A 21,174-nucleotide genomic window follows, 5' to 3' on the forward strand; every position below is an offset into this window, starting at 1 on the left:
AGCTGCATCGGCATATCAGTTTTCAAGCTGCGTCATACGCTGCGGCTGAGTGAGGCATAGAATGTCATTTGCCCACTGGCTGAAATCGACGGGCGAAGACTTGCGCAGGTCCGAACGTGCTTCACGCACCATCTGTTCCTGATGCATCTGATCATCGATACAGACGGACTTTCCATCCCAGCAACGATTGACGATGTTATGAAACAGCGCCTTATCATTATAGGCAAAGTGCTGAACAGGCGCCTTTTCGCTTGGCTGAACCAGCGAAGCATAACGCTCACGCGACAGTTCCTGACCCGAAGCCTTGGCATCGGCAACCCACTTGTCAAAGTCAGCCTGGTTGAGCGAATGCGCTTTGAAACGCATCTGAGCAAAACCCTGACCGCTATAATTCGCGGAGATACCGTCAAACACGCCTTCATGATTGGCAATCAGGTGAAGCTTGGTCTGCATGCTTGGCATGGAATAGACCTGGCTACCGAGCGCAGGAATGAAGAACGAGTTCATAATGCTGCTGGATGTCAGCTTGAAGTTCACAGGAACATCAACCGGCATCGCCATTTCATTGACAGACGCAACACCCAGATCAGGATAGATGAACAGCCACTTCCAGTCGAGCGCAACAACTTCAACGTTGATCGGCTTCGCATCAGACACCAGCGGACGATACGGATCAAGCTTATGCGTTGTGATCCACGTCACCGTGCCAAGCACGACGATAATGACCACAGGGATCAGCCAAACCGCAGCTTCGATCTTGTTGGAATGGTGCCAGTCTGGCAGATATTCTGCCTTTTCATTGGTCGCGCGATACTTCCAAGCGAAGTAAAGCGTCATACCAATGACCGGGATCACGACGAGCAGCATAAGGCCCGTCGCAAAGAAAATTAGATCGCGCTCTGCCACACCGACCTCTCCTTTCGGAGAGAGCAGGACCTGGTTCTCGCAGCCGGCGAGGAACGCCGTGAGGGCCAAGACGGCGAACGAAACGATCGTCCGGGGGGTGCCGTGTTTCATTTGTCTTTCCATCCTGCACGCAAAGCGTCAGCTCTGGTGCATGCGTCATTTTCTAGATTTCGGTAAATTCTGAAAATTTCAAAAGTACCGATATAACGAATAATCCCGTTTGTCACGCGCCAGACCAAAAATGTATTGGATCGAAATGTCGCGGCTGCATGGGTTTGAAGAGTCATAATCGACCCATTCGGAATCATATTGGACAAGCCAATTGCGATTGGCGGTTCTCTACAAGTTCAAATCAAAATTTTCAAGACGATATTCAGTGGTAAACTGGCTGTGATTAATGGCAAAGATGAAACTTGCTAATAAGAATACATTAAGTCTAATGAATGCCATCCATGCTTATTTTGTATTTTGCAAATTAATCATATTAAAACACAAGACATACAATACCATATATATATCGATACAACAAATAATTCTATGGAATCCATCGCAAATTGGACTCAGAACGATTCCAGTCTGCGTTGAGATGCTGTAGTTTCAACTTGCAGAAACTGAAACCAACGAGACATGCATGATTTTTGGTAATTGGCCAATCGAAGAAACTGAGGGAGCAGTACTTGGCTATGCAATTGCCACAGGCACTCACAATTTTCGCAAAGGCACGCTGCTTACGTCGGATCATGTTGCGGTTCTGAAGCATCACGGCCTCACGCATATTTTCGCAGCTCGTCTCGAAAACGATGACATTAGCGAGAATGACGCGGCGCTTGCAGTTGGGAAATTGCTAATTTCAGCAAATCTCCAGGCAGGCCCGCCCATTGCAGGACGCGTCAATCTTTTCGCTCAACATGCAGGTCTGTTTCATGCCAATGCCAGCGACATTGATGCAATCAATCTGCTTGATCCCCGCATTTCAATTGCCACAGTACGCAAGGATTGCCGCGTTGATCGCGGTCAGATGGTAGCAACCGTCAAGATCATCCCGTTTGCCATTCCAAAAGCCTTGATTGAAAAGCTAGAAGGAAAGCAACGCAAAGCAATTGACGTCAGGCCATTCCGCGCCACACGGATCGGCCTTATACAATCACGGCTGCCGTCGATACGTGAAACGATATTCGAAAAAACCAAAAATCTGATTTCCAGTCGCGTCGAGCGAAATCAGGGTTCTGTGTCCATGGAGCATCGCGTTGCTCATGAGCAAACGGCGCTGTCTTCTGCAATCCGTGAAGCTGCCAAGGATTGCGATGTCATCGTGATTTTCAGCGCATCATCAATTGCTGACGAAGCTGACATTGTTCCACGCGCAATCATCAATTGCGGGGGCAAAATCCTGCGAATGGGCGTTCCGGTCGATCCCGGTAATCTTCTTGTGCTGGCAAAGCTAGACGACAAATATATTGTCGTAGCACCCGGCTCAGCACGAAGTGCACGCGAGAACAGTCTTGACTGGATACTGGATCGGCTGATGGCAGGAATGCAACTCAGCGCAAACGATCTGGGAAGAATGGGCGTCGGCGGGCTCGTTCTATAGAACTGGTTTAGCAGTTGTAGTCGAACACCAAAATGCCGTCGATCCCGCCCTCTGCGAGTTCAACAAGCTTTCCACCGACCACCGCATGATCAGGATGTGGAAGATAGGCATCCCGCGACGCTTCATCCGTGAAGTCGACGACGAAACCGTGTCGGAAACCTTTTTCCAATGCTTCAGGGCTGGTATTCGCGCCAACGCTGACCGCAACAATACCATCAATCTTTTCACGCAATGCAACAACCTGATCAAGCGCTGCATCGATTTCCGCGGCTGGAATCTCAGACCTGAACTTCACAAGAACGATATGGCGCAGCATTGATTATCTCCTCGCAGAATGCCGCCAGACATTAGAGCCTATTCGAAAAACCGAGAAGGCATTTTCGATGCATCACCTGCAAATAATGAAAGACTGAAATAACAGTCGTCGGGGATCAGCAATACAAACGCATTTTTAAAACGAAAAAGGCCGGGCTGAACCCGACCTTCCGCTTCCATTCTGATTTTGCGCCAGTACATCCGTGGACACATTATCGAATGAATTCCCGATACATGAGCAGATTTAGCATCTGTCCATTTCAGGTTTATGACACTTCCCGGTAAAGTTCCGGTCGTTCAAGCTGCCATCGGCGTTTCAATCGGCGCGGGATTATTATACTCCCAGACTTCGATCAAACACTGCCGCATCAGATCGAGATCAACCGGACCGATCCGGCTCAATACGAGATCCAATTCGTCCGGCTCGACGCCACGATTGAGGAGCTCGACTATTGCTTCGATCAAAACTTTTTTGTCGTCAAATCTATAGCGCTGCATCAAACCTGCTCCGCCAGATGTTCCTTTTTGATACAGTCAGACTACACCAGCATGGTTAACCGAAGCTTACCGTTTTACAAATGCTGTAGATAAAGCGAGACCATACAATTTCAAAAACATCTGCACATGGAAACAAAAAACGTATTACTAAAATACCCCATTATGAAAAATGGTATTAAAATAAGTAATAATTCGCATAGATTACTCCTAGTATGAATAATTACAATAATAAATTATGAAATGAATTAATTTTAGATCATTATATTATAGCAATAAAAAAACGCCGATAAAAATATCGGCGTTTTTATTCTTAATTTATAACTGCTATATTCTGATAAATTCAGAATATGCAATCATCACAAATTTATCAGTCAAGACCGACGATCTTGCCGTCTTCCCATTTAAACACATCAAAGCTTGGCGACGAAAGATCGCCCGTTTCGCCATAGGTCAGCTTGCCAATAACAGTTTCGATTGGCTGACCATCGCGAAGGACTTTTGCCACGGCTGCAGCATCATCTGTTGTCCCAGCGCGTTCGATGCCATCTGCGAGAACCTGAACAGCGGCGTATGCATTCATGGTGAATGCTTCAACCGGAATGTTCTTTGCAGTCAATGCATCGACGGCTTCCTTGGAAGCTGGGTTCTTGGTTGCATCAACAGCGTTAGTGAAGAGCGTGCCTTCAGCATTCTTCTGGCCAATTGCCCAGAATTCAGTATTGGAAAGACCTTCACCGCCAAGGATCAGCGCATTCAGACCTGCATCATGAAGCTGACGCGCCAGAAGACCGCCTTCACCATGATAACCGCCGAAGTAAACGACTTCGGTGCCAGCAGCCTTCAGCTTGGATACGAGGGCGCTGAAATCCTTGTCGCCTGGCGTGACGGAATCATACTGAACTTCCGTAACGCCGTCTTTGTTGATTGCAGCCTTAAACGAATCTGCCAGTCCCTTGCCGTAAGCGCCCTTATCATGAACGATAGCGACTTTCTTATCCTTCATGTTCTTGATGAAGTAATCGGCCATAACGTCAGCCTGCTGGTCGTCACGACCGCAAGTACGGAACACTGTTTCCAGACCGCGAGCGGTGAGGTCAGGACCAGTCGCCGTTGGCGTAACCATGAGGACGCCGTTTTCAGCGAAAACATCGGACACCGGAATTGCAACGCCAGTTGTAACCGGACCAACGACAAACTTGACGCCGTCACCAACCAACTGGTTAGCAGCCGAAACGCCCTGCTTTGGTTCGCCGGCATCGTCAGCAAATTTCAGAACGATCTTTTCACCCTTGATGCCGCCCTTTGCATTGATGACTTCAACGGCGGTTTCCGCACCCTTCTTGACCTGATCGCCATAAGCAGCAACCGGACCTGTGAGCGGTGCAACAACACCGACGGTGATGTCCGCATAAGCAGTACCGGCGAAGCCAAGTGTAGCGGCAAAAGCTACGCTGGAAAGAAGCTTGAGGTTCATTCTTTTTCTCCTTTGCGAGGTCTCGTTTTCCCGATGACCTCAGACAACCCATGCCGGTCAAATTGCAGCGTCTTTGCGCCGCCGGTTTGCCGGGCCCTCCCTTTTATTTCAATCATACGATTTTAAAGGGTCAATCCAAAAGCACGCCACACCACCCATAAGGGCATCTGAGCCATAATATTATCCGAAATTACTCTCGCACTTTCGGAATCATGCTCAGGAACGGGAGCGAGCTTTCATGATGTAATAAGAATGCATTTCCCGCTTGCGATTGCAAGCGTTCAACTGCCTGCAACTACAACAGAAATACCCCCACCATAATCGGCTAGGTTTATTCCCATTCCTAATCATCTGAGTTCTTTTGAACTGGTCATCAGAACAAGCGAAAATGCTCCATATAGCGGCACACGAAAGGCAGGCTTAACAGGAGACTGAACCTAAGCGAGATCAACAAGATCGCGATAAAGTTCCAAGGCTTCCGGATTTGCCAGCGCCTCGCGATTTTTCACCTCGCGCCCATGCACAATGTCGCGCACGGCAAGTTCAACAATCTTGCCTGACTTGGTGCGTGGAATATCACTGACAGCAACGATCTTCGCTGGCACATGGCGCGGCGTTGCACCGGTGCGGATTTTGGTCTTGATACGCGCTTTTAGATCATCATCGAGCGAGACGCTCTCAGCAAGCCTCACAAAAAGCACCACGCGCACGTCATTGTCCCAATCCTGCCCGATGCAAAGCGCTTCAGCCACTTCTGCCATCTGCTCAACCTGATTGTAGATTTCCGCCGTACCGATACGCACACCGCCCGGATTAAGTGTCGCATCTGAACGACCGTGAATCACGATGCCATCATGTTCGGTCCATTCAGCGAAATCGCCATGGCACCAGATATTGTCAAAGCGGTCAAAATAGGCAGCCTGATATTTGGCGCCTTCGGGATCGTTCCAGAACTCCAAAGGCATACAGGGGAAAGCCTTCGTGCAGACCAGCTCGCCTTTCTCACCGCGCATCGGCTTACCATCATCGCCCCAGACATCGACCGCCATGCCAAGACCAGCGCCCTGAATTTCGCCCTGCCAGACGGGCTCTGTCGGAACACCCAGCACGAAACAGGAGACGATATCAGTACCGCCGGAAATGGAGGCCAGATGCACATCTGGCTTGATCGCTTCATAGACGAAAGCAAAGCCTTCCGGCGATAGCGGCGAGCCAGTCGATGAAACCGTACGCAAAGCAGACAGATCATGGGTTTCGCGCGGGTTCAGCCCGGCTTTCAGCACCGCATCAATGAATTTTGCAGACGTGCCGAAATAGGTCATTTTTTCTGCTGACGCATAGTCAAACAGCACATTGCCATCGGGATAGAATGGTGAGCCATCATAAAGCAGAAGCGTTGCGCCGGACGCAATGCCGGATGCCAGCCAGTTCCACATCATCCAGCCACAGGTCGTGAAATAGAATAAGCGATCGCCGTCGTGAATATCTGCATGCAGACGATGTTCTTTGAGGTGCTGCAACAGCACACCACCAGCCCGGTGAACAATGCATTTCGGAATGCCCGTCGTGCCCGATGAAAACAGAATATACAGCGGGTGATCGAATGGCGGTCGCGCGAACGCGACGTCTTTTGCAGCAAATGATGCAAGGGCTGCATCCAACGCAATGCCATTTGCAGCTTTGGCTGCAACAGTTTCAGCTTCCCCCAGATAGGTCACGATGACCGTGCGCTTGCTGGTTGGAAGTTTCGCCGTCACTTCGGCAATCTTCTCGCTCACATCGATGCGCTTGCCATTGTACCAATAGCCGTCGCAGGCGAAGAACAGTTTTGGCTCAATCTGGCCAAACCGATCCAAAACGCCCTGTGAACCGAAATCTGGCGAGCACGAAGACCAAACCGCACCGATAGACGCTGCTGCCAGCATCAGTGCGATTGCTTCGGGCATATTAGGCATCATGCCTGCAATGCGGTCACCGGGTTTTACACCTTCTGCAAGCATGAATTGCTGAAGTTTTGAGACCAGCGCATGCAGATCATCCCATGTCAGACGGCGCTCGACCTTGTCTTCGCCGCGAAAGATGATTGCTTCGCCCTCGCCCTTATGACGAAGAAGATTTTCTGCGAAATTAAGCTTTGCGTCCGGGAAGAATTTTGCCTCGCGCATGTGGCCACTATCGATCAACGCCGTATCACCGCGCTCGCCAATGACATCACAGAAATCCCAGATCAACGTCCAGAATGCAGCGCGATCTTCGATCGACCAGCGATGCAACGCCTGATAATCTGCAAGCTTCCGCCCTGCGCACTCCTCTGCCTGCACGCGAAAATGTTCAAGCCCGCTCGCTGCAATGCGATTTGCATCAGGTTGCCACAGCGGACGATCATTAGCGGAAACAGTCTTATTCATCATTCCTCCCAGAATTATGTGAGCTGAGATGTTCTCCCCACCCAGCTCCATAGAAGTCTCTAAAAGAGACTCGACTTGGCGTCTATGCTTTTCCTGATCTTAATCAGTTGCACGCAATTCAACACCCGCTAATATCAGCACTTATGCGGATAATGGGCTGGGTCATCAAACTGATAATCATCGGTTTGCAAATTTCAATAATTGCACCGTCGCAGGCAGCGAACACACCATGCAGTGGCAGCAAAGGTGGCATATCGCATTGCCGCGGCGATATTTTCATCTGCAATGATGGCTCAGTCAGCGGCAGCAAAAAATCGTGTCAGGCCGCAATGGGAGCAGTTGGGGATGCAGCCGGTTTAATCAATCCTGCTCAATCGAACATGCAATCTTCATCGAGCAACGAATGCTCGTGCCGCGACGGCTTGTTTTGCACAGGTCCACGCGGTGGAAAATATTGCATCGATGATCGAGGCAAGAAAAGCTATTTAAGGCGCTGATTTCATCGGAAATTTTGGTGGAGCCAAGCGGGATCGAACCGCTGACCTCTTGCATGCCATGCAAGCGCTCTCCCAGCTGAGCTATGGCCCCATCAGACCTCTTGCGAGGTGGGCCAGACAGAAATTTCTGTCCGGTGTGGCGGCTTCTTAAATGGCGTTTGGAAGAAGATCAAGAGCTAAATCGCAACTCTTATCGCATCGGCCAAAAATAATTTGCCGATTATCCAAATGCCATCCACCATGCCGTAAAAGCAACGAGGCGGCTCAATGAGCCGCCTTGTTTCAATCTATCTCGATATCAGAAGATTAGACTTCTTCGTCGTCATCCCCGACGCCGCCGCCGAGAATGCCCGAAACGTCGTCGTCTTCGTCTTCTTCTTCTTCGAGGAAGGTGTCATCGTCGTCATCGCCGAGATCGACATCATCATCCAGATCCGGAAGATCTTCGCCGCCCTTGGCTTCATCGTCCGCATCCTCAAGGGAAACGAATTCTGGCTTTTCGAGTGCGGTATCGACTTCTTCCGCTTCTTCTTCCTGCTCAGCCGCACGGCTTTCCGCTACAGTCGCTTCAAAATACGACCGTGGATAGGAAATGCCGCTGTAAGGCGAAACAATCGGATCGCGATTGAGATCGTAAAATTTCTTACCCGTTTCCGGATCGATGCGCTTGGTTCCAAGTTCAGCTTTTGACACGTTTAGCCTCGTGAGTTGATTTCCCCGTCGCGCTTGCGACGCATGCATGCATTCAGCTCGCCATCAGACTCCTCAACCGTCAATCAGTCGGGAGAAGGCGGAAGACGCGCCTCTGATCTAATTTTGGCGGTGTTGTTTGGTGCATAAACGTAATTTGCAGCTTTTGTCAAAGCCAAAGACTCATTCTGCGCGTTTACAACACCTGAAAATATGCATTGGCGGATGACCAAGCCTTGTTCCTGTGTTACGAAGCTGCCGCTTTGATTAATCCAGCGTGAATAACGCCAAAATGAGACAGTGAAGAATCCATGTCCCATTCCGCTACCCCGAAACCTGCAACCGCCCGCCGTTCAGAGGCTTTGACGGGCGAAATACGCATTCCGGGTGACAAATCCATATCGCATCGTTCCTTCATGTTCGGTGGTCTTGCTGCGGGCGAAACCCGCATCACAGGTCTGCTCGAAGGTGAAGACGTTATCAATACAGGCCGCGCTATGCAGGCCATGGGTGCCAAGATTCGCAAAGACGGCGATATCTGGATCATCAATGGTGTCGGCAATGGCTGTCTTTTACAGCCGGAAGCGCCGCTTGATTTCGGCAATGCCGGAACTGGTGCCCGCCTCACCATGGGTCTTGTCGGTACATACGACATGACCACAACCTTTATCGGTGACGCATCACTGACCTCGCGTCCGATGGGCCGTGTGCTCAATCCGCTGCGCGAGATGGGCGTTCAGGTAAAGGCCGCCGAAGGCGACCGCCTGCCGCTCACACTCACTGGTCCAAAGACTGCAAACCCGATCAGCTATCGTGTGCCAATGGCATCCGCGCAGGTGAAGTCCGCCGTGCTGCTGGCAGGGCTTAACACACCCGGCGTTACAACAGTCATCGAGCCGGTCATGACGCGCGATCACACCGAAAAAATGCTGCAAGGCTTTGGCGCTGATCTCACGGTTGAGACTGACAAGGACGGCGTGCGCCATATCCGTATCGTCGGACAGGGCAAACTGACCGGTCAGACCATCGATGTGCCGGGCGATCCGTCCTCAACCGCCTTCCCGCTTGTTGCCGCTCTGCTGGTTGAAGGCTCGGACGTCACCATTCTCAATGTTCTGATGAACCCGACCCGTACCGGGCTCATTCTCACCTTGCAGGAAATGGGTGCTGACATTGAAATCATCAATCCGCGTCTTGCCGGTGGTGAAGATGTTGCTGATCTTCGTGTGAAATCATCGAAGCTCAAGGGCGTTGTCGTTCCGCCGGAACGTGCACCGTCGATGATCGATGAATATCCGGTTCTAGCGATTGCAGCCTCCTTTGCAGAAGGCGAAACCGTCATGGATGGCCTTGATGAGCTGCGCGTCAAAGAATCAGATCGTCTTGCAGCGGTCGCTCGTGGCCTTGAGGCCAATGGCGTTGATTGCACCGAAGGCGAAATGTCGCTGACGGTTCGCGGTCGTCCAGACGGCAAAGGCCTTGGCGGCGGCACGGTTGCAACCCACCTTGATCACCGCATTGCGATGAGCTTCCTCGTCATGGGTCTGGCCGCGGAAAAGCCGGTCACGGTTGATGACAGTACGATGATCGCCACTTCATTTCCGGAATTCATGACCATGATGCCCGGCCTTGGTGCGAAAATCGAAGTCAGCGAGAAGCAATGACAAGTTTCGTCGTAGCCATCGACGGACCAGCAGCCTCGGGCAAGGGGACCCTTGCCCGGCGCATTGCCATTCATTACGGCATGCCACACCTTGATACCGGATTGACCTATCGTGCAGTCGCGAAAGCCCTACTTGATCAGGGACTGCCGCTTGATGATGAAGCGATAGCTGCGGATGTGGCGCTCAATCTTAATCTGCACGACATGGATAAGGCTGTGCTTTCAGCGCACACCATTGGTGAAGCAGCATCGAAAGTGGCTGTCATGCCTGCCGTGCGCCGTGCGCTTGTCGAAGCACAGCTCAGTTTTGCCAATGCATTGCCTTCAAGTGTTCTTGACGGGCGGGACATTGGAACGGTGGTCTGCCCGCAAGCGCAAATAAAGCTCTTTGTAACGGCATCGCCAGAAGTCCGCGCCCAGCGTCGCTTTGACGAGATTATCGCCAAAGGCGGCACAGCGGATTTTGATGATATTCTCGCTGATCTCAAAAAGCGCGACGAGCGCGACATGAACCGCACGGATTCGCCCCTTAAGCCTGCCGAAGACGCGCACTTGCTAGATACGAGCAAAATGAGTATAGAAGCGGCATTTCTGGCTGCGAAAAAGCTGATTGATCATGCTCTTGCGCAGCACAAGGCATAATATCGGGACAGTTTTACAACTTTCTGATAGAATAATGCCTCTGAAACGCTGAATAATCCGGGTTTTGTTCCTATATAGGGCTCACCCAAACTTATAACCTGACTTCGCGTTCCACGCGCCGGTTGTCTCTAAGAGACGGAGCCGAAGGACAGGCCTAACGCAACTCTAACCCCCGGCGCCGCATCCGATGTTGTTTTATACCGGATGCATCAGGAGTATTTATGTCTGAATTCAATCCCTCCCTCGCAGACTTCGAATCGCTGCTGGCTGAATCCTTTGCCAACAATGACCTTGCAGAAGGTTATGTTGTAAAGGGTCGCATCGTTGCCATCGAAAAAGACATGGCAATCATCGATGCTGGCCTCAAGGTCGAAGGTCGCGTACCGCTGAAGGAATTCGGCGCGAAGGGCAAAGACGGCTCGATGAAGCCGGGCGACGAAGTTGAAGTTTATGTTGAGCGCATCGAAAACGCACTCGGCGAAGCTGTTCTGTCGCGCGAAAAAGCACGTCGTGAAGAAAGCTGGGGCAAGCTCGAGCAGAAGTTCGCAAACAGCGAACGCGTCGACGGCGTCATCTTTAACCAGGTTAAGGGTGGCTTCACCGTTGATCTGGACGGCGCAGTTGCGTTCCTTCCACGTTCGCAGGTCGACATTCGTCCGATCCGCGACGTTACCCCACTTATGCACGTCCCACAGCCTTTCGAAATCCTCAAGATGGACAAGCGTCGCGGCAACATCGTTGTTTCGCGTCGTACCGTTCTTGAAGAAAGCCGTGCGGAACAGCGTTCGGAAATCGTTCAGAACCTTGAAGAAGGTCAGGTTGTTGACGGCGTTGTCAAGAACATCACCGATTACGGTGCGTTCGTTGACCTCGGCGGCATTGACGGCCTTCTGCACGTTACCGACATGGCATGGCGCCGCGTCAACCATCCTTCGGAAATCCTCACAATTGGCCAGTCGGTCAAGGTGCAGATCATCCGTATCAACCAGGATACACATCGTATCTCGCTCGGCATGAAGCAGCTCGAGAACGATCCTTGGGATGGCATTGGTGCGAAGTACCCGATCGGCAAAAAGATCACCGGTACTGTAACCAACATCACCGATTACGGCGCATTTGTCGAAATCGAGCCAGGTATCGAAGGTCTGATCCACGTTTCAGAAATGTCGTGGACCAAGAAGAACGTACACCCAGGCAAGATCCTGTCGACCACGCAGGAAGTCGAAGTTGTTGTGCTCGAAGTTGATCCGGTTAAGCGCCGTATCTCGCTTGGTCTCAAGCAGACTCTCGACAACCCATGGACGACCTTTGCTGACAAGTACCCACAGGGCACAATCGTTGAAGGCGAAGTCAAGAACAAGACCGAATTCGGCCTGTTCATTGGTCTCGACGGCGACGTTGACGGCATGGTTCACCTTTCCGATCTCGACTGGAACCGTCCAGGCGAACAGGTCATCGAAGAATACAACAAGGGCGAAGTTGTTAAGGCCGTTGTTCTCGACGTTGACATCGAAAAGGAACGTATCTCGCTCGGCATCAAGCAGCTTTCCGGCGACAAGGTCGGCGAAGCAGCAGCTTCGGGTGATCTGCGCAAGAACGCCGTTGTAACCTGTGAAGTCACAGCTGTTACCGATGGTGGCCTTGAAGTCCGTCTCGTTGACCACGATCTCGATAGCTTCATCAAGCGTTCGGATCTGTCGCGTGATCGTGACGAACAGCGTCCAGAACGCTTCACCGTTGGCCAGAAAGTTGACGCTCGCGTCATCGCCTTCGACAAGAAGACCCGCAAGCTGCAGGTCTCCATCAAGGCTCTGGAAATCGCTGAAGAAAAAGAAGCAGTTGCTCAGTACGGTTCGACCGACTCAGGCGCTTCGCTCGGCGACATTCTCGCTGCAGCAATGAAGAAGTCGGAAAACAACTAAGTTTTCGACACTTCACTAAATACGAGAAAGCCCGCCATTTGGTGGGCTTTTTCTTTGCTCAAACCATTCTCAAATGCTCGATGCATGACCATGCGATTTTGCCGCTTTGGCAATTCGGGTATCTTTCCCTATCTGATCCGCTTCACTCGTGCATTCATCCAATGCCGGACAATATGTCGATAGATCAGTCCGCGCAGCCAGCCGAATTTTTGCTTATGCAGCGTGTAAAAGTCGTCTGGCGTATCGAACAAGCCAAGATCAGCATTTATTCCGGTGCGTTGTATGTAGGTGTCTTCGCCAGTCCAGTCGACTTGCGGAGAGGACAGGCAGTCTGTTCCAGCGCCATATCCGCAAAGGCTTTCACCATCGCGCCCGAACCTATTTTGCAAAGCCTGCAGAAAAGGGCGATCCAGAATGAAGCCCTCGAGGTTGATCCATCGCCCATTGTGCCAGATTTCAATCCAGCTGTGTAAAATGCTGTCAGGCGCAAGTGCATAGGCAAGTTCCGGCACGACACCACGTTGGAGGTCTTTATGGATCGTGAAGCCATGCAGACGGCAGGGAATGCCAAGGCCGCGCAACAAAGCCATCAACAGAGTGCCTTTCGTGTTGCACTGGCCATAGCCATCGGCCAGCACGGCAGATGCCGTGATGTTGTCGCTGCTGTTATATCCGAACACGATCTCATCACGCACAAAGTCGTACGCCGCACCAACCCTCTCAAAGCTATTGAGATCAAACCAAGCCCTTGAGGTCATCAGCTCCTGAATTGATCCTGAGCTAAAGTCGAGAAGTGACGTTTCTTTGAGGTAGTTCCGATCCATTTCAACATTCCTGTTACGAATTTAAAGCTTCGTAACATCTCTAGTGACTAGAGGATCAAGCGGATTTTTGAATGAAAAATCCGCGCAAACGGAAAGTCAAACAACACCAAGCAAATGGATCAGGCCAAGGCTGATCGCGCCAAGAACCAGCAGCGACAGGATAGCTGCAAGCGTAACGCGCCCACCAGCAGACGCGACCGAGCGCACATCGACACCAAGCCCCAAAGCCGCCATTGAAATGATAGTCAATGCCGTGGATGAAAACTGGATGATTGGGAGAATGGTTTCAGGAATGAGGTGCAGCGAGCGCAGTGCCATCATGCCCAGAAAGCCGATAATGAACCATGGCACGAGTTGCAGAAAGCCGGGTTTTACTTCGGCGTCCTTGTTACCAGCCACTACGGAAAGCGCCAGAATAACCGGACCCAGCATCAGCACACGCACCAGCTTGACTAATGTACCAAGCTGAACGCTGATTGCAGCTACAGGAGCGGTTGCAGCCAGCACCTGCGGCACGGCATAGACGGTCAGTCCCGCCAAAACGCCATATTGCGTAAAAGACATTCCAAGCAGTGGCACCAAAAGCGGCAGCAGCAACACGACAACCACGCCCAGAATGGCGGTAAACGCTATGGAGGCGGCGACGTCTTCGCTATCTGCACCTATGACGGGAGCCGTCGCCGCAATCGCCGAGTTGCCGCAGATAGAATTGCCGCAAGCAACGAGAATGGCCATGCGATGCGGCAGCTTTAACAGCCGCCCAATGCCATAGCTGAAGGTAATAGCCATTACCACCACACAGGCAATGCCGAGGATAAGGCCCGGTCCAGCATCAATCACTGCACTTGCACTGATCGACGCGCCAAGCAACACCACGGCAATTTCCAGCAATAGCTTTGCTGAAAAGCTGATGCCTTTGGCAAATTGCTTACCCGGGCGGAAAATGGTGCGAACGGTTGTTCCGAGAAGAATTGCAAGTACCAAGGCTTCGAGCCATGCTTTGCCGGTATAATGTTCCTCGACTTTTTCCAAGCTGACCGCGACTGCCGATACCGCCAGACTAAGTGCTAGTCCGGGGAGAATGTTCTGGAATTTGGTGACGGTTGCAGTGGTCATTGGAACAGGCATTCATTGCAGGAGAAAGATTTTCCAATCTGATGCGCTTTTTCTTCTGTTCATTCCATCGCATAATATGGCATAATTCATTCGATAAAATCGAACGATTAAAGCTATGACACTGGAACAACTACGCATTTTCATCGAAGTAGCCGAGCGCGAGCACCTCACACGTGCGTCGGAGGCACTCAATCTCACGCCATCGGCGGTGAGTTCGGCCATTCGTACGCTTGAAGATCGCTATGGTGCGATGCTTTTCAACCGGATCGGGCGGCGTATAGAGCTAACCGGCGATGGCCGCATGTTTCTCGATGAAGCGCGAGCGACACTGGCGCGGGCGCAATCCGCAGAACGTATGCTATCCGAGCTTGGCGGCGGCAAACGTGGTATTCTTTCCATCCATGCAAGCCAAACGATTGCGAGCTATTGGCTACCGCCTTATCTGGCACAGTTTCACGCGGCCTACCCTATGATTGATGTCCGCCTGACGCTTGGCAACACCGAAAGCGTGACACAATCGACTGAGGCCGGCTTGGCTGATGTAGGCCTTGTGGAAGGTGCTGTTCAGGCTCCTGCCCTTTCGCTTCGCAAGGTAGGCACCGACAAGCTGATCGTCGTCACAAAGCCAGATCATCAATGGCACGATGCCGGAAAACTCACTTGGGATTCATTGTTTACCGGCCAATGGATATTGCGTGAACATGGATCAGGGACACGCAGCGTGTTCGAAGATGCAGCGCGCGTCGCGGGCTATAATCCCGCGCGTCTGAACATTGCACTTGAACTGCCTTCCAATGAGGCTATTTGCTCGGCGGTTTTATCCGGCAATTACGTCACTGCAATTTCGGAACTGGTCGCAGCCCCGCATCTTGCGGCGGGAACGTTGGTCAAAGCGGATTTTGCACTGCCACAACGCCAGTTTCTGATGCTTTCGCACAATGATCGCTATCAGACGAAAGCGCTCAAATCTTTCGCCGACATGCTGACGAGCGAACCGGACATGTCGCGCACAGGACAACTTCCCGACCGGTAACCGCTGTAGGCTTCACCCACGGGTATATCCCCGCACATCCCGGCCCAACATGTGCGGATCGGGACCGATCCGCACGTCAATCTGGAGGAGGTAGACATGAGCAGGAATAGAGGCGTTGTGTATATGCGCCCGGGTAAAGTGGAAGTTCGTGACATTGATGATCCAGTGTTGAGCGCTCCTGATGGGCGCAAGCTTGATCACGCCGTCATTCTAAAAGTCATCACAACCAATATTTGCGGCTCTGATCAGCACATGGTGCGTGGCCGTACCAGCGCGATGCCGGGGCTTGTGCTTGGCCATGAAATCACTGGCGAAGTGATCGAAAAAGGCAGCGATGTCGAAATGCTCGAAGTCGGCGACATTGTTTCCGTGCCGTTCAACGTCGCCTGTGGGCGCTGCCGCTGCTGCAAATCGCAAGACACCGGCGTGTGCCTGACGGTCAATCCGGCACGCGCAGGCGGTGCTTATGGCTATGTCGATATGGGCGGCTGGATCGGTGGGCAGGCGCGCTATGTCATGGTGCCTTATGCCGATTTCAATCTGCTGAAATTCCCAGACCGGGAACAGGCCATTGAAAAAATCCGCGACCTGACCATGCTGTCGGATATTCTACCCACCGGCTTTCATGGCGCGGTGAAAGCGGGCGTTGGTGTCGGCTCGATTGTCTATGTGGCTGGCGCTGGGCCAGTCGGGCTTGCTGCTGCCGCCTCTGCCCGCATTTTGGGTGCTGCAGTCGTTATGGTGGGTGATTTCAACAAAGAGCGGCTGGAACACGCCCGCAAGGTCGGCTTCGAGCCGATTGATCTTTCGGCCAGCGACCGCCTTGGAGACATGATTGCCGAAGTGACCGGTAGCAATGAAGTGGACAGTGCTATCGACGCGGTGGGCTTTGAAGCACGCGGCCATAGCGGCGGCGAGCAACCGGCCATTGTTCTCAACCAGATGATGGAAATCACTCGCCCCGCAGGGTCTATCGGCATTCCGGGGTTGTATGTGACGGAAGATCCGGGTGCCGTTGACAGTGCCGCTAAGCAGGGAAGTCTCTCGCTGCGCTTTGGTCTTGGCTGGGCAAAGGCTCAATCTTTCCACACGGGCCAGACGCCGGTGGTTAAATATAACCGTCAGCTCATGCAGGCCATCCTGCATGGACGTCTGAACATTGCAGATATCGTCAATGCGCAGGTGATTTCGCTCGAAGATGCGCCGCAAGGCTATGAAAGCTTTGATCAGGGCGTGGCAAAGAAATTCGTGCTCGACCCGCACGGTATGCTGACGAAGGCGGCTTAAATGCTTTGCGCCGGAGCGATTATCTCGCTCCGGCGCAGATTTTAGCGAATGGACTTTACCAGTTCAGGCTGGGTAAAGCATGTTGGTGCCATTCCATTTTTGGACTGCCAGAGACCAATCGAACGACGCGTTTTGAAACCCGGCAGTCCATCCGCCTTGCCGATATCATAACCTTGCGCCTGCATGCGCTTTTGCATCGCCAGAATGTCAGAGCGATACATGGTGCCGACGTTGCCCCATTGGGTTTGAAAATCGCCAGCGCCATAGGCGATACGGTCCCCAATATGGCCAATGAAGAGCGCATAAAGATCGCTCATATTGTAATCTTTGATGACGTAGAAATTCGGTGTCACGATAAAGGCCGGACCATAGCGACCAGCGGGCATCAGTAAAAAGCCCTCGCCGCGCATTTCATTGGCCGGAAATGCCTTGCCGTTTGTGCGAGTGATGCCAAGCTTTGACCACTCAGCAAACGTCTTGCCTTGATCAGGCCCTTCAAGCGAGCACGAGATATTCTGAGGCACATTGACCTCATAGCCCCAGTCGCGCCCTGCCTGCCAGCCGTGGATTTTGAGATAATTGGCGATTGATGCCAGTGTATCCGGCACAGAGTTCCAGATGTCGCGCTTGCCGTCGCCATCAAAATCAACAGCATGTTTGAGATAGGATGTTGGCATGAATTGCGGCTGGCCCAGAGCGCCCGCCCACGAGCTTTTCATCGCGCCATTGGCAATGTAACCGCGCGATGTAATCTCAAGCGCTGCAATCAGCTCCTTGCGGAACATATCCTTGCGGGTTGCCATGAAGGCTTTGGTGCCTAGCACTTCAAAGGCATTGTAAGGAATTTTTACCGTGCCAAAGCCAGACTCGCGCCCCCAAATGGCAACCACAATCCGGCCCGGCACGCCATATTGCTGCTCAATGCTTTTGAGCAGGCTTGCATTCTGACCAAGCCGTGCCTTGCCGCCATTGGTGACGCTACCAACGGTCTTATCGTTGAAATATTTACCCGGAGCACCGAATTCGGCCTGTTTCTGCTCTTTTGGTCCCGTTGGCTTTTCGCCGGGGATAACCAAATCCGGCAGTTTCCAGTTAATGCTAACGCCTGCGAAGGCCTGCTCAAAAACAGGGCGTGAAACGCCGGCGGCTTTTGCCTCCGGCCAAAGGTCTTTTTCAATCCAGTTGCGATACTGACTTTCGATCTGCGCTTTGGAAGGAGCGGCAAAAGAAGATGTTACGAACAGCGATGCAGCGAGACAAAGAGCCGTTGTCAGGCCTTGTTTCCAGAATCCAGCCTTCATAAGCGTCTCCCAAATAGCGTGTCAGAGTGCTGTTCGCGCCCGCAGAGCCGCCGCAAGCGTTCCTTCATCAAGATAATCAAGCTCACCACCCACTGGCACACCATGGGCAAGCCGCGTGACACGAACTTCAAAATTTGTCAGCTGATCGGTGATGTAATGCGCGGTGGTTTGACCTTCGACAGTCGCATTGACTGCAAGAATCACTTCTTTGACGTCGCCTGAGGCCACACGTTCGACCAGTCCCTTGATGTTAAGATCATCAGGCCCGATGCCATCCAATGGCGACAATCGCCCACCCAGCACATGATAACGCACATTCATGGTGCCAGCGCGTTCGAGCGCCCAGAGATCGGACACGTCTTCGACGACAATCAGGATTGCTGGGTCGCGGCGATCATCAGTGCAGATCGTGCAGGGATCAGATGTATCGACATTACCGCAGCACGAGCAGATGCGTACTTTTTCAGCCGCCTCTTGCATGGCACCGCCAAGCGGCACAAGAAGCGCCTCTTTCTTCTTGATCAGGTGCAAAGCCGCACGACGTGCAGAACGTGGTCCCAATCCCGGCACTCGCGCCAGAAGCTGGATCAGACGTTCAATTTCAGGACCGGCGATACGTTTTGACATGCTGCTTTAAAAAGTTAGGGAGTCATAAGGAGATAAAAAGGGGAGCTGAAACGCTCCCCGAACAGTTTTAAAATGGCAGCTTGAAGCCCGGAGGAATTGGCAGACCGGCGGTCAGAGACTGGGTCTTTTCAGCCATTTCAGCTTCGAGCTTCGCCTTGGCATCATTATGAGCTGCGATGATCAGGTCTTCGAGGATTTCGGTATCTTCTTCCTTCATCATCGAAGGATCGATCTTGAGAGACGATAAAGTGCCCTTGCCGGAAAGCGTAACGGTAACAAGACCGCCACCCGAAGAAGCGGTTGCTTCAAGATCAGCGATCTCGTCCTGCATGGCCTTCATTTTGGCCTGCAATTCCTTCGCCTGTTTCATCATGCCCATCATGTCACGCATGGGTTCACTCCATCATTTTTTGAACGCGCATCTTAATCCGAAAACCACTTCGCACTTTTCGGGATGCGCTCTAAAATTCAGTCATCGTCAGAAGGCGCGCCGGGCACGTCTTCAATCGTATCAAGGTCTATATCGTCATCGTCGCTCTGTTCTGCAACGGCAATGCGGACATCTGTGATCTTTGCGCCGGGAAAAGCCGCCAGAATTGCAGCAACATCGGGATCAGCACGCGCATCGGTTACAAGATTATCGCGACGCTCGGTTTCAGCTTCGGCAACGGTTTGTCCCGAAACATCGCGCACAACGCTCACCACCCAGCGAATGCTCGTCCAGTTCAAAAGACGTTGCGCAATATCGCTTGGCAGTGATTTTGGCGCATCGTCCGTCAAGCCGATTTCCAGCCGTCCTGCTGCAATAGACGACATGCGCACACAGTTCTTGACCAGAATCTTGAACTGCATGTCGCGGAACTTATCAGCCAGGGAAACAATATCGTTGAGGCTGTTAATTTGAACCGAAGGTTGCGGTGTATTATCGACAAACTGCTGGGGCGCAACGGGCTGAATAGGCTGCGGCGGCGATTCAACGAGACGCATGGCAGTTGCAGGACCACCCGACGCAGGCATCATGGTTGAGGCGGCAACTGCATCAACACTGCTGCGCGCTTCCGGCTGTGAGCTGCCATTGGAGCGTGCGCCACCTGACGGCTGAGGACGTGGTGCTGACACTGATCCATTTTCCAAGCCACGCAAGGCTTCATCCAGCGTTGGCAGGTCGGCTGCGTGCGCGAGACGGATCAGCAGCATTTCCGCCGCCTGCACAGGCCGCGTTGCCGTATCCACTTCCGCAATGCCCTTGAGCAGCATCTGCCACGTACGCGAAAGCACACGCACGGACAGTTTTTGCGAGAAGTCGCGGCCACGTACGCGCTCATCTTCCGAGAGCGACACATCTTCAGCCACATCCGGCGTAAAGCGCAGACGCGTTACCAGATGATTGAAATCGGCGAGGTCCGTCAGCACGACTGATGGATCAGCACCAACATCATATTGCGCGCGGAACTCGGTCAGCGCACCGGCCACATCACCACGCATAATCATCTCAAACAGATCGATGATGCGCGCACGGTCGGCAAGGCCGAGCATTGAACGCACAGCCTCTGCTGAGACATGCCCTGCACCATGCGCAATCGCCTGATCGAAAATCGAAAGCGAATCGCGTGCCGAGCCTTCGCCCGCACGCGCAATCATCGCAAGCGATGTGTCATCGACTTCGATCGCTTCTGATTCCGCAATACGGCGCAGGTGTGCAGCCAACGTGCCCGATTCGATACGGCGAAGGTCAAAACGCTGACAGCGCGACAGAACCGTGATCGGCACTTTGCGAATTTCGGTGGTCGCAAAGATGAATTTTACATGCGGCGGCGGCTCTTCAAGCGTCTTCAGCAGGCCGTTGAAGGCCTGATTGGACAGCATGTGAACTTCGTCGATGATGTAGACTTTGTACCGCGCCGACACAGGGCGATAGCGCACCTGCTCGATGATTTCGCGAATATCGTCGATACCCGTATGCGAGGCCGCATCCATCTCGATCACATCGACATGGCGGCCTTCCATGATCGCCTGACAATGCTCACCCATTACGGAGAGATCAATCGACGGCTGATCGACAGTATCGGTCTTGTAATTGAGCGCACGCGCCAGAATACGTGCCGTCGTAGTTTTGCCCACACCGCGAACACCAGTCAGCATCCATGCCTGCGCAATACGGCCAGTCTCGAACGCGTTTTTCAGCGTGCGGACCATCGGCTCCTGGCCGATCAGATCATTGAAATTCTGGGGGCGATATTTGCGGGCGAGAACGCGATAAGCGCCAGTTTCGGATTTTGTGTCCATTGCGACCCTTCCGTTCTCTGTTCGCTTGTTCCGATCAACAAACTCTAAACAGTTTGGACCAGAGACGAAAGTGGCTTTGGCGATGGCTTATCAA

18 protein-coding genes and 1 tRNA gene are annotated in these 21,174 nt (G+C 52.5%); 6 read left to right on the forward strand and 13 right to left on the reverse strand.

Features of this window, described 5'->3' with window-relative positions; all coding sequences use genetic code 11:
* Positions 1–15: 15 nt before the first annotated feature.
* The gene (gene cyoA, locus ACOZHT_RS04760) at positions 16–1,017 is read right to left on the reverse strand and encodes a ubiquinol oxidase subunit II (protein ID WP_339509232.1); all 1,002 of its coding nucleotides are present in this window, start codon (positions 1,015–1,017) and stop codon (positions 16–18) included.
* A 520-nt stretch (positions 1,018–1,537) separates the two neighbouring features.
* Here cyoA and ACOZHT_RS04765 point away from each other — a divergent pair.
* The gene (locus ACOZHT_RS04765; protein ID WP_339509230.1) at positions 1,538–2,497 is read left to right on the forward strand and encodes a molybdopterin-binding protein; all 960 of its coding nucleotides are present in this window, start codon (positions 1,538–1,540) and stop codon (positions 2,495–2,497) included.
* Between the two features lie 7 nt (positions 2,498–2,504).
* Here ACOZHT_RS04765 and ACOZHT_RS04770 read toward each other — a convergent pair whose 3' ends face one another.
* The 6 genes from ACOZHT_RS04770 to ACOZHT_RS04795 form a co-directional block, all read right to left on the reverse strand.
* Positions 2,505–2,813: a Dabb family protein gene (locus ACOZHT_RS04770; RefSeq protein ID WP_339509229.1), complete on the reverse strand. Its 309-nt coding sequence runs from the start codon at positions 2,811–2,813 to the stop codon at positions 2,505–2,507.
* A 296-nt stretch (positions 2,814–3,109) separates the two neighbouring features.
* Positions 3,110–3,310, reverse strand: a complete 201-nt coding sequence (locus ACOZHT_RS04775; protein ID WP_310012714.1) for a hypothetical protein — start codon at positions 3,308–3,310, stop codon at positions 3,110–3,112.
* Between the two features lie 367 nt (positions 3,311–3,677).
* The gene (locus tag ACOZHT_RS04780; RefSeq protein ID WP_339509228.1) at positions 3,678–4,784 is read right to left on the reverse strand and encodes a branched-chain amino acid ABC transporter substrate-binding protein; all 1,107 of its coding nucleotides are present in this window, start codon (positions 4,782–4,784) and stop codon (positions 3,678–3,680) included.
* 437 nt (positions 4,785–5,221) lie between these two features.
* Positions 5,222–7,195: an acetoacetate--CoA ligase gene (locus ACOZHT_RS04785; RefSeq protein ID WP_421565353.1), complete on the reverse strand. Its 1,974-nt coding sequence runs from the start codon at positions 7,193–7,195 to the stop codon at positions 5,222–5,224.
* Positions 7,196–7,704: 509 nt separating this feature from the next.
* Positions 7,705–7,780, reverse strand: a tRNA-Ala gene (locus ACOZHT_RS04790).
* A 215-nt stretch (positions 7,781–7,995) separates the two neighbouring features.
* Positions 7,996–8,382, reverse strand: coding sequence for a TIGR02300 family protein (locus tag ACOZHT_RS04795; RefSeq protein ID WP_339509225.1), 387 nt, complete (start codon positions 8,380–8,382; stop codon positions 7,996–7,998).
* A 308-nt stretch (positions 8,383–8,690) separates the two neighbouring features.
* Between ACOZHT_RS04795 and aroA the strand changes: the two genes are divergently transcribed.
* The 3 genes from aroA to rpsA all read left to right on the forward strand — a co-directional run bounded on the left by aroA (position 8,691) and on the right by rpsA (position 12,606).
* Positions 8,691–10,043, forward strand: coding sequence for a 3-phosphoshikimate 1-carboxyvinyltransferase (gene aroA / locus ACOZHT_RS04800; protein ID WP_339509222.1), 1,353 nt, complete (start codon positions 8,691–8,693; stop codon positions 10,041–10,043).
* A complete protein-coding gene (gene cmk / locus ACOZHT_RS04805) occupies positions 10,040–10,684 on the forward strand; it encodes a (d)CMP kinase (protein ID WP_339509221.1) in 645 nt (214 codons plus the stop codon). Before aroA ends, cmk begins: the two co-directional genes overlap by 4 nt.
* A 221-nt stretch (positions 10,685–10,905) precedes the next feature.
* Positions 10,906–12,606: a 30S ribosomal protein S1 gene (gene rpsA / locus ACOZHT_RS04810; RefSeq protein ID WP_339509220.1), complete on the forward strand. Its 1,701-nt coding sequence runs from the start codon at positions 10,906–10,908 to the stop codon at positions 12,604–12,606.
* A gap of 128 nt (positions 12,607–12,734) precedes the next feature.
* On the opposite strand, the gene ACOZHT_RS04815 is transcribed toward rpsA, so the two are convergent.
* Positions 12,735–13,430: a transglutaminase family protein gene (locus tag ACOZHT_RS04815; RefSeq protein ID WP_339509219.1), complete on the reverse strand. Its 696-nt coding sequence runs from the start codon at positions 13,428–13,430 to the stop codon at positions 12,735–12,737.
* A 96-nt stretch (positions 13,431–13,526) separates the two neighbouring features.
* Positions 13,527–14,546 (reverse strand): YeiH family protein, encoded by a 1,020-nt coding sequence (locus tag ACOZHT_RS04820; protein WP_339509218.1) that lies wholly within the window; start codon positions 14,544–14,546, stop codon positions 13,527–13,529.
* Positions 14,547–14,661: 115 nt separating this feature from the next.
* On the opposite strand from ACOZHT_RS04820, the gene ACOZHT_RS04825 reads away from it, so the two are divergent.
* Together ACOZHT_RS04825 and fdhA are read left to right on the forward strand one after the other, a co-directional pair.
* The gene (locus ACOZHT_RS04825; protein ID WP_339509216.1) at positions 14,662–15,579 is read left to right on the forward strand and encodes a LysR family transcriptional regulator; all 918 of its coding nucleotides are present in this window, start codon (positions 14,662–14,664) and stop codon (positions 15,577–15,579) included.
* Between the two features lie 96 nt (positions 15,580–15,675).
* Complete coding sequence (gene fdhA, locus ACOZHT_RS04830; RefSeq protein WP_339509214.1) at positions 15,676–16,866, forward strand: formaldehyde dehydrogenase, glutathione-independent; 1,191 nt, start codon at positions 15,676–15,678, stop codon at positions 16,864–16,866.
* A 41-nt stretch (positions 16,867–16,907) separates the two neighbouring features.
* Here the strand turns inward: fdhA and ACOZHT_RS04835 are convergent, their stop codons facing one another.
* From ACOZHT_RS04835 to ACOZHT_RS04850, 4 genes are all read right to left on the reverse strand, one after another.
* A complete protein-coding gene (locus ACOZHT_RS04835) occupies positions 16,908–18,167 on the reverse strand; it encodes a lytic murein transglycosylase (RefSeq protein WP_339509212.1) in 1,260 nt (419 codons plus the stop codon).
* A gap of 21 nt (positions 18,168–18,188) precedes the next feature.
* Positions 18,189–18,794, reverse strand: a complete 606-nt coding sequence (gene recR, locus ACOZHT_RS04840; RefSeq protein ID WP_339509210.1) for a recombination mediator RecR — start codon at positions 18,792–18,794, stop codon at positions 18,189–18,191.
* A gap of 67 nt (positions 18,795–18,861) precedes the next feature.
* Complete coding sequence (locus tag ACOZHT_RS04845) at positions 18,862–19,185, reverse strand: YbaB/EbfC family nucleoid-associated protein (RefSeq protein WP_094506038.1); 324 nt, start codon at positions 19,183–19,185, stop codon at positions 18,862–18,864.
* Between the two features lie 77 nt (positions 19,186–19,262).
* Entirely contained in the window at positions 19,263–21,164 is a 1,902-nt protein-coding gene (locus tag ACOZHT_RS04850) for a DNA polymerase III subunit gamma/tau (RefSeq protein WP_339509513.1), read from the reverse strand.
* Positions 21,165–21,174: the final 10 nt, after the last annotated feature.

The sequence above is a fragment of the Ochrobactrum sp. EDr1-4 genome, from assembly GCF_049199085.1.
Taxonomy (GTDB): Bacteria; Pseudomonadota; Alphaproteobacteria; order Rhizobiales; family Rhizobiaceae; genus Brucella.

Coding starts and splice junctions, on each gene's coding strand:
- cyoA (WP_339509232.1), bottom strand. CDS start 1,017: ATGAAACACGGCACCCCCCGGACGATCGTTTCGTTCGCCGTCTTGGCC.
- ACOZHT_RS04785 (WP_421565353.1), bottom strand. CDS start 7,195: ATGATGAATAAGACTGTTTCCGCTAATGATCGTCCGCTGTGGCAACCT.
- ACOZHT_RS04815 (WP_339509219.1), bottom strand. CDS start 13,430: ATGGATCGGAACTACCTCAAAGAAACGTCACTTCTCGACTTTAGCTCA.
- ACOZHT_RS04825 (WP_339509216.1), top strand. CDS start 14,662: ATGACACTGGAACAACTACGCATTTTCATCGAAGTAGCCGAGCGCGAG.
- ACOZHT_RS04835 (WP_339509212.1), bottom strand. CDS start 18,167: ATGAAGGCTGGATTCTGGAAACAAGGCCTGACAACGGCTCTTTGTCTC.
- aroA (WP_339509222.1), top strand. CDS start 8,691: ATGTCCCATTCCGCTACCCCGAAACCTGCAACCGCCCGCCGTTCAGAG.
- rpsA (WP_339509220.1), top strand. CDS start 10,906: ATGTCTGAATTCAATCCCTCCCTCGCAGACTTCGAATCGCTGCTGGCT.
- ACOZHT_RS04845 (WP_094506038.1), bottom strand. CDS start 19,185: ATGCGTGACATGATGGGCATGATGAAACAGGCGAAGGAATTGCAGGCC.
- cmk (WP_339509221.1), top strand. CDS start 10,040: ATGACAAGTTTCGTCGTAGCCATCGACGGACCAGCAGCCTCGGGCAAG.
- ACOZHT_RS04775 (WP_310012714.1), bottom strand. CDS start 3,310: ATGCAGCGCTATAGATTTGACGACAAAAAAGTTTTGATCGAAGCAATA.
- ACOZHT_RS04820 (WP_339509218.1), bottom strand. CDS start 14,546: ATGACCACTGCAACCGTCACCAAATTCCAGAACATTCTCCCCGGACTA.
- ACOZHT_RS04780 (WP_339509228.1), bottom strand. CDS start 4,784: ATGAACCTCAAGCTTCTTTCCAGCGTAGCTTTTGCCGCTACACTTGGC.
- ACOZHT_RS04765 (WP_339509230.1), top strand. CDS start 1,538: ATGATTTTTGGTAATTGGCCAATCGAAGAAACTGAGGGAGCAGTACTT.
- fdhA (WP_339509214.1), top strand. CDS start 15,676: ATGAGCAGGAATAGAGGCGTTGTGTATATGCGCCCGGGTAAAGTGGAA.
- recR (WP_339509210.1), bottom strand. CDS start 18,794: ATGTCAAAACGTATCGCCGGTCCTGAAATTGAACGTCTGATCCAGCTT.
- ACOZHT_RS04770 (WP_339509229.1), bottom strand. CDS start 2,813: ATGCTGCGCCATATCGTTCTTGTGAAGTTCAGGTCTGAGATTCCAGCC.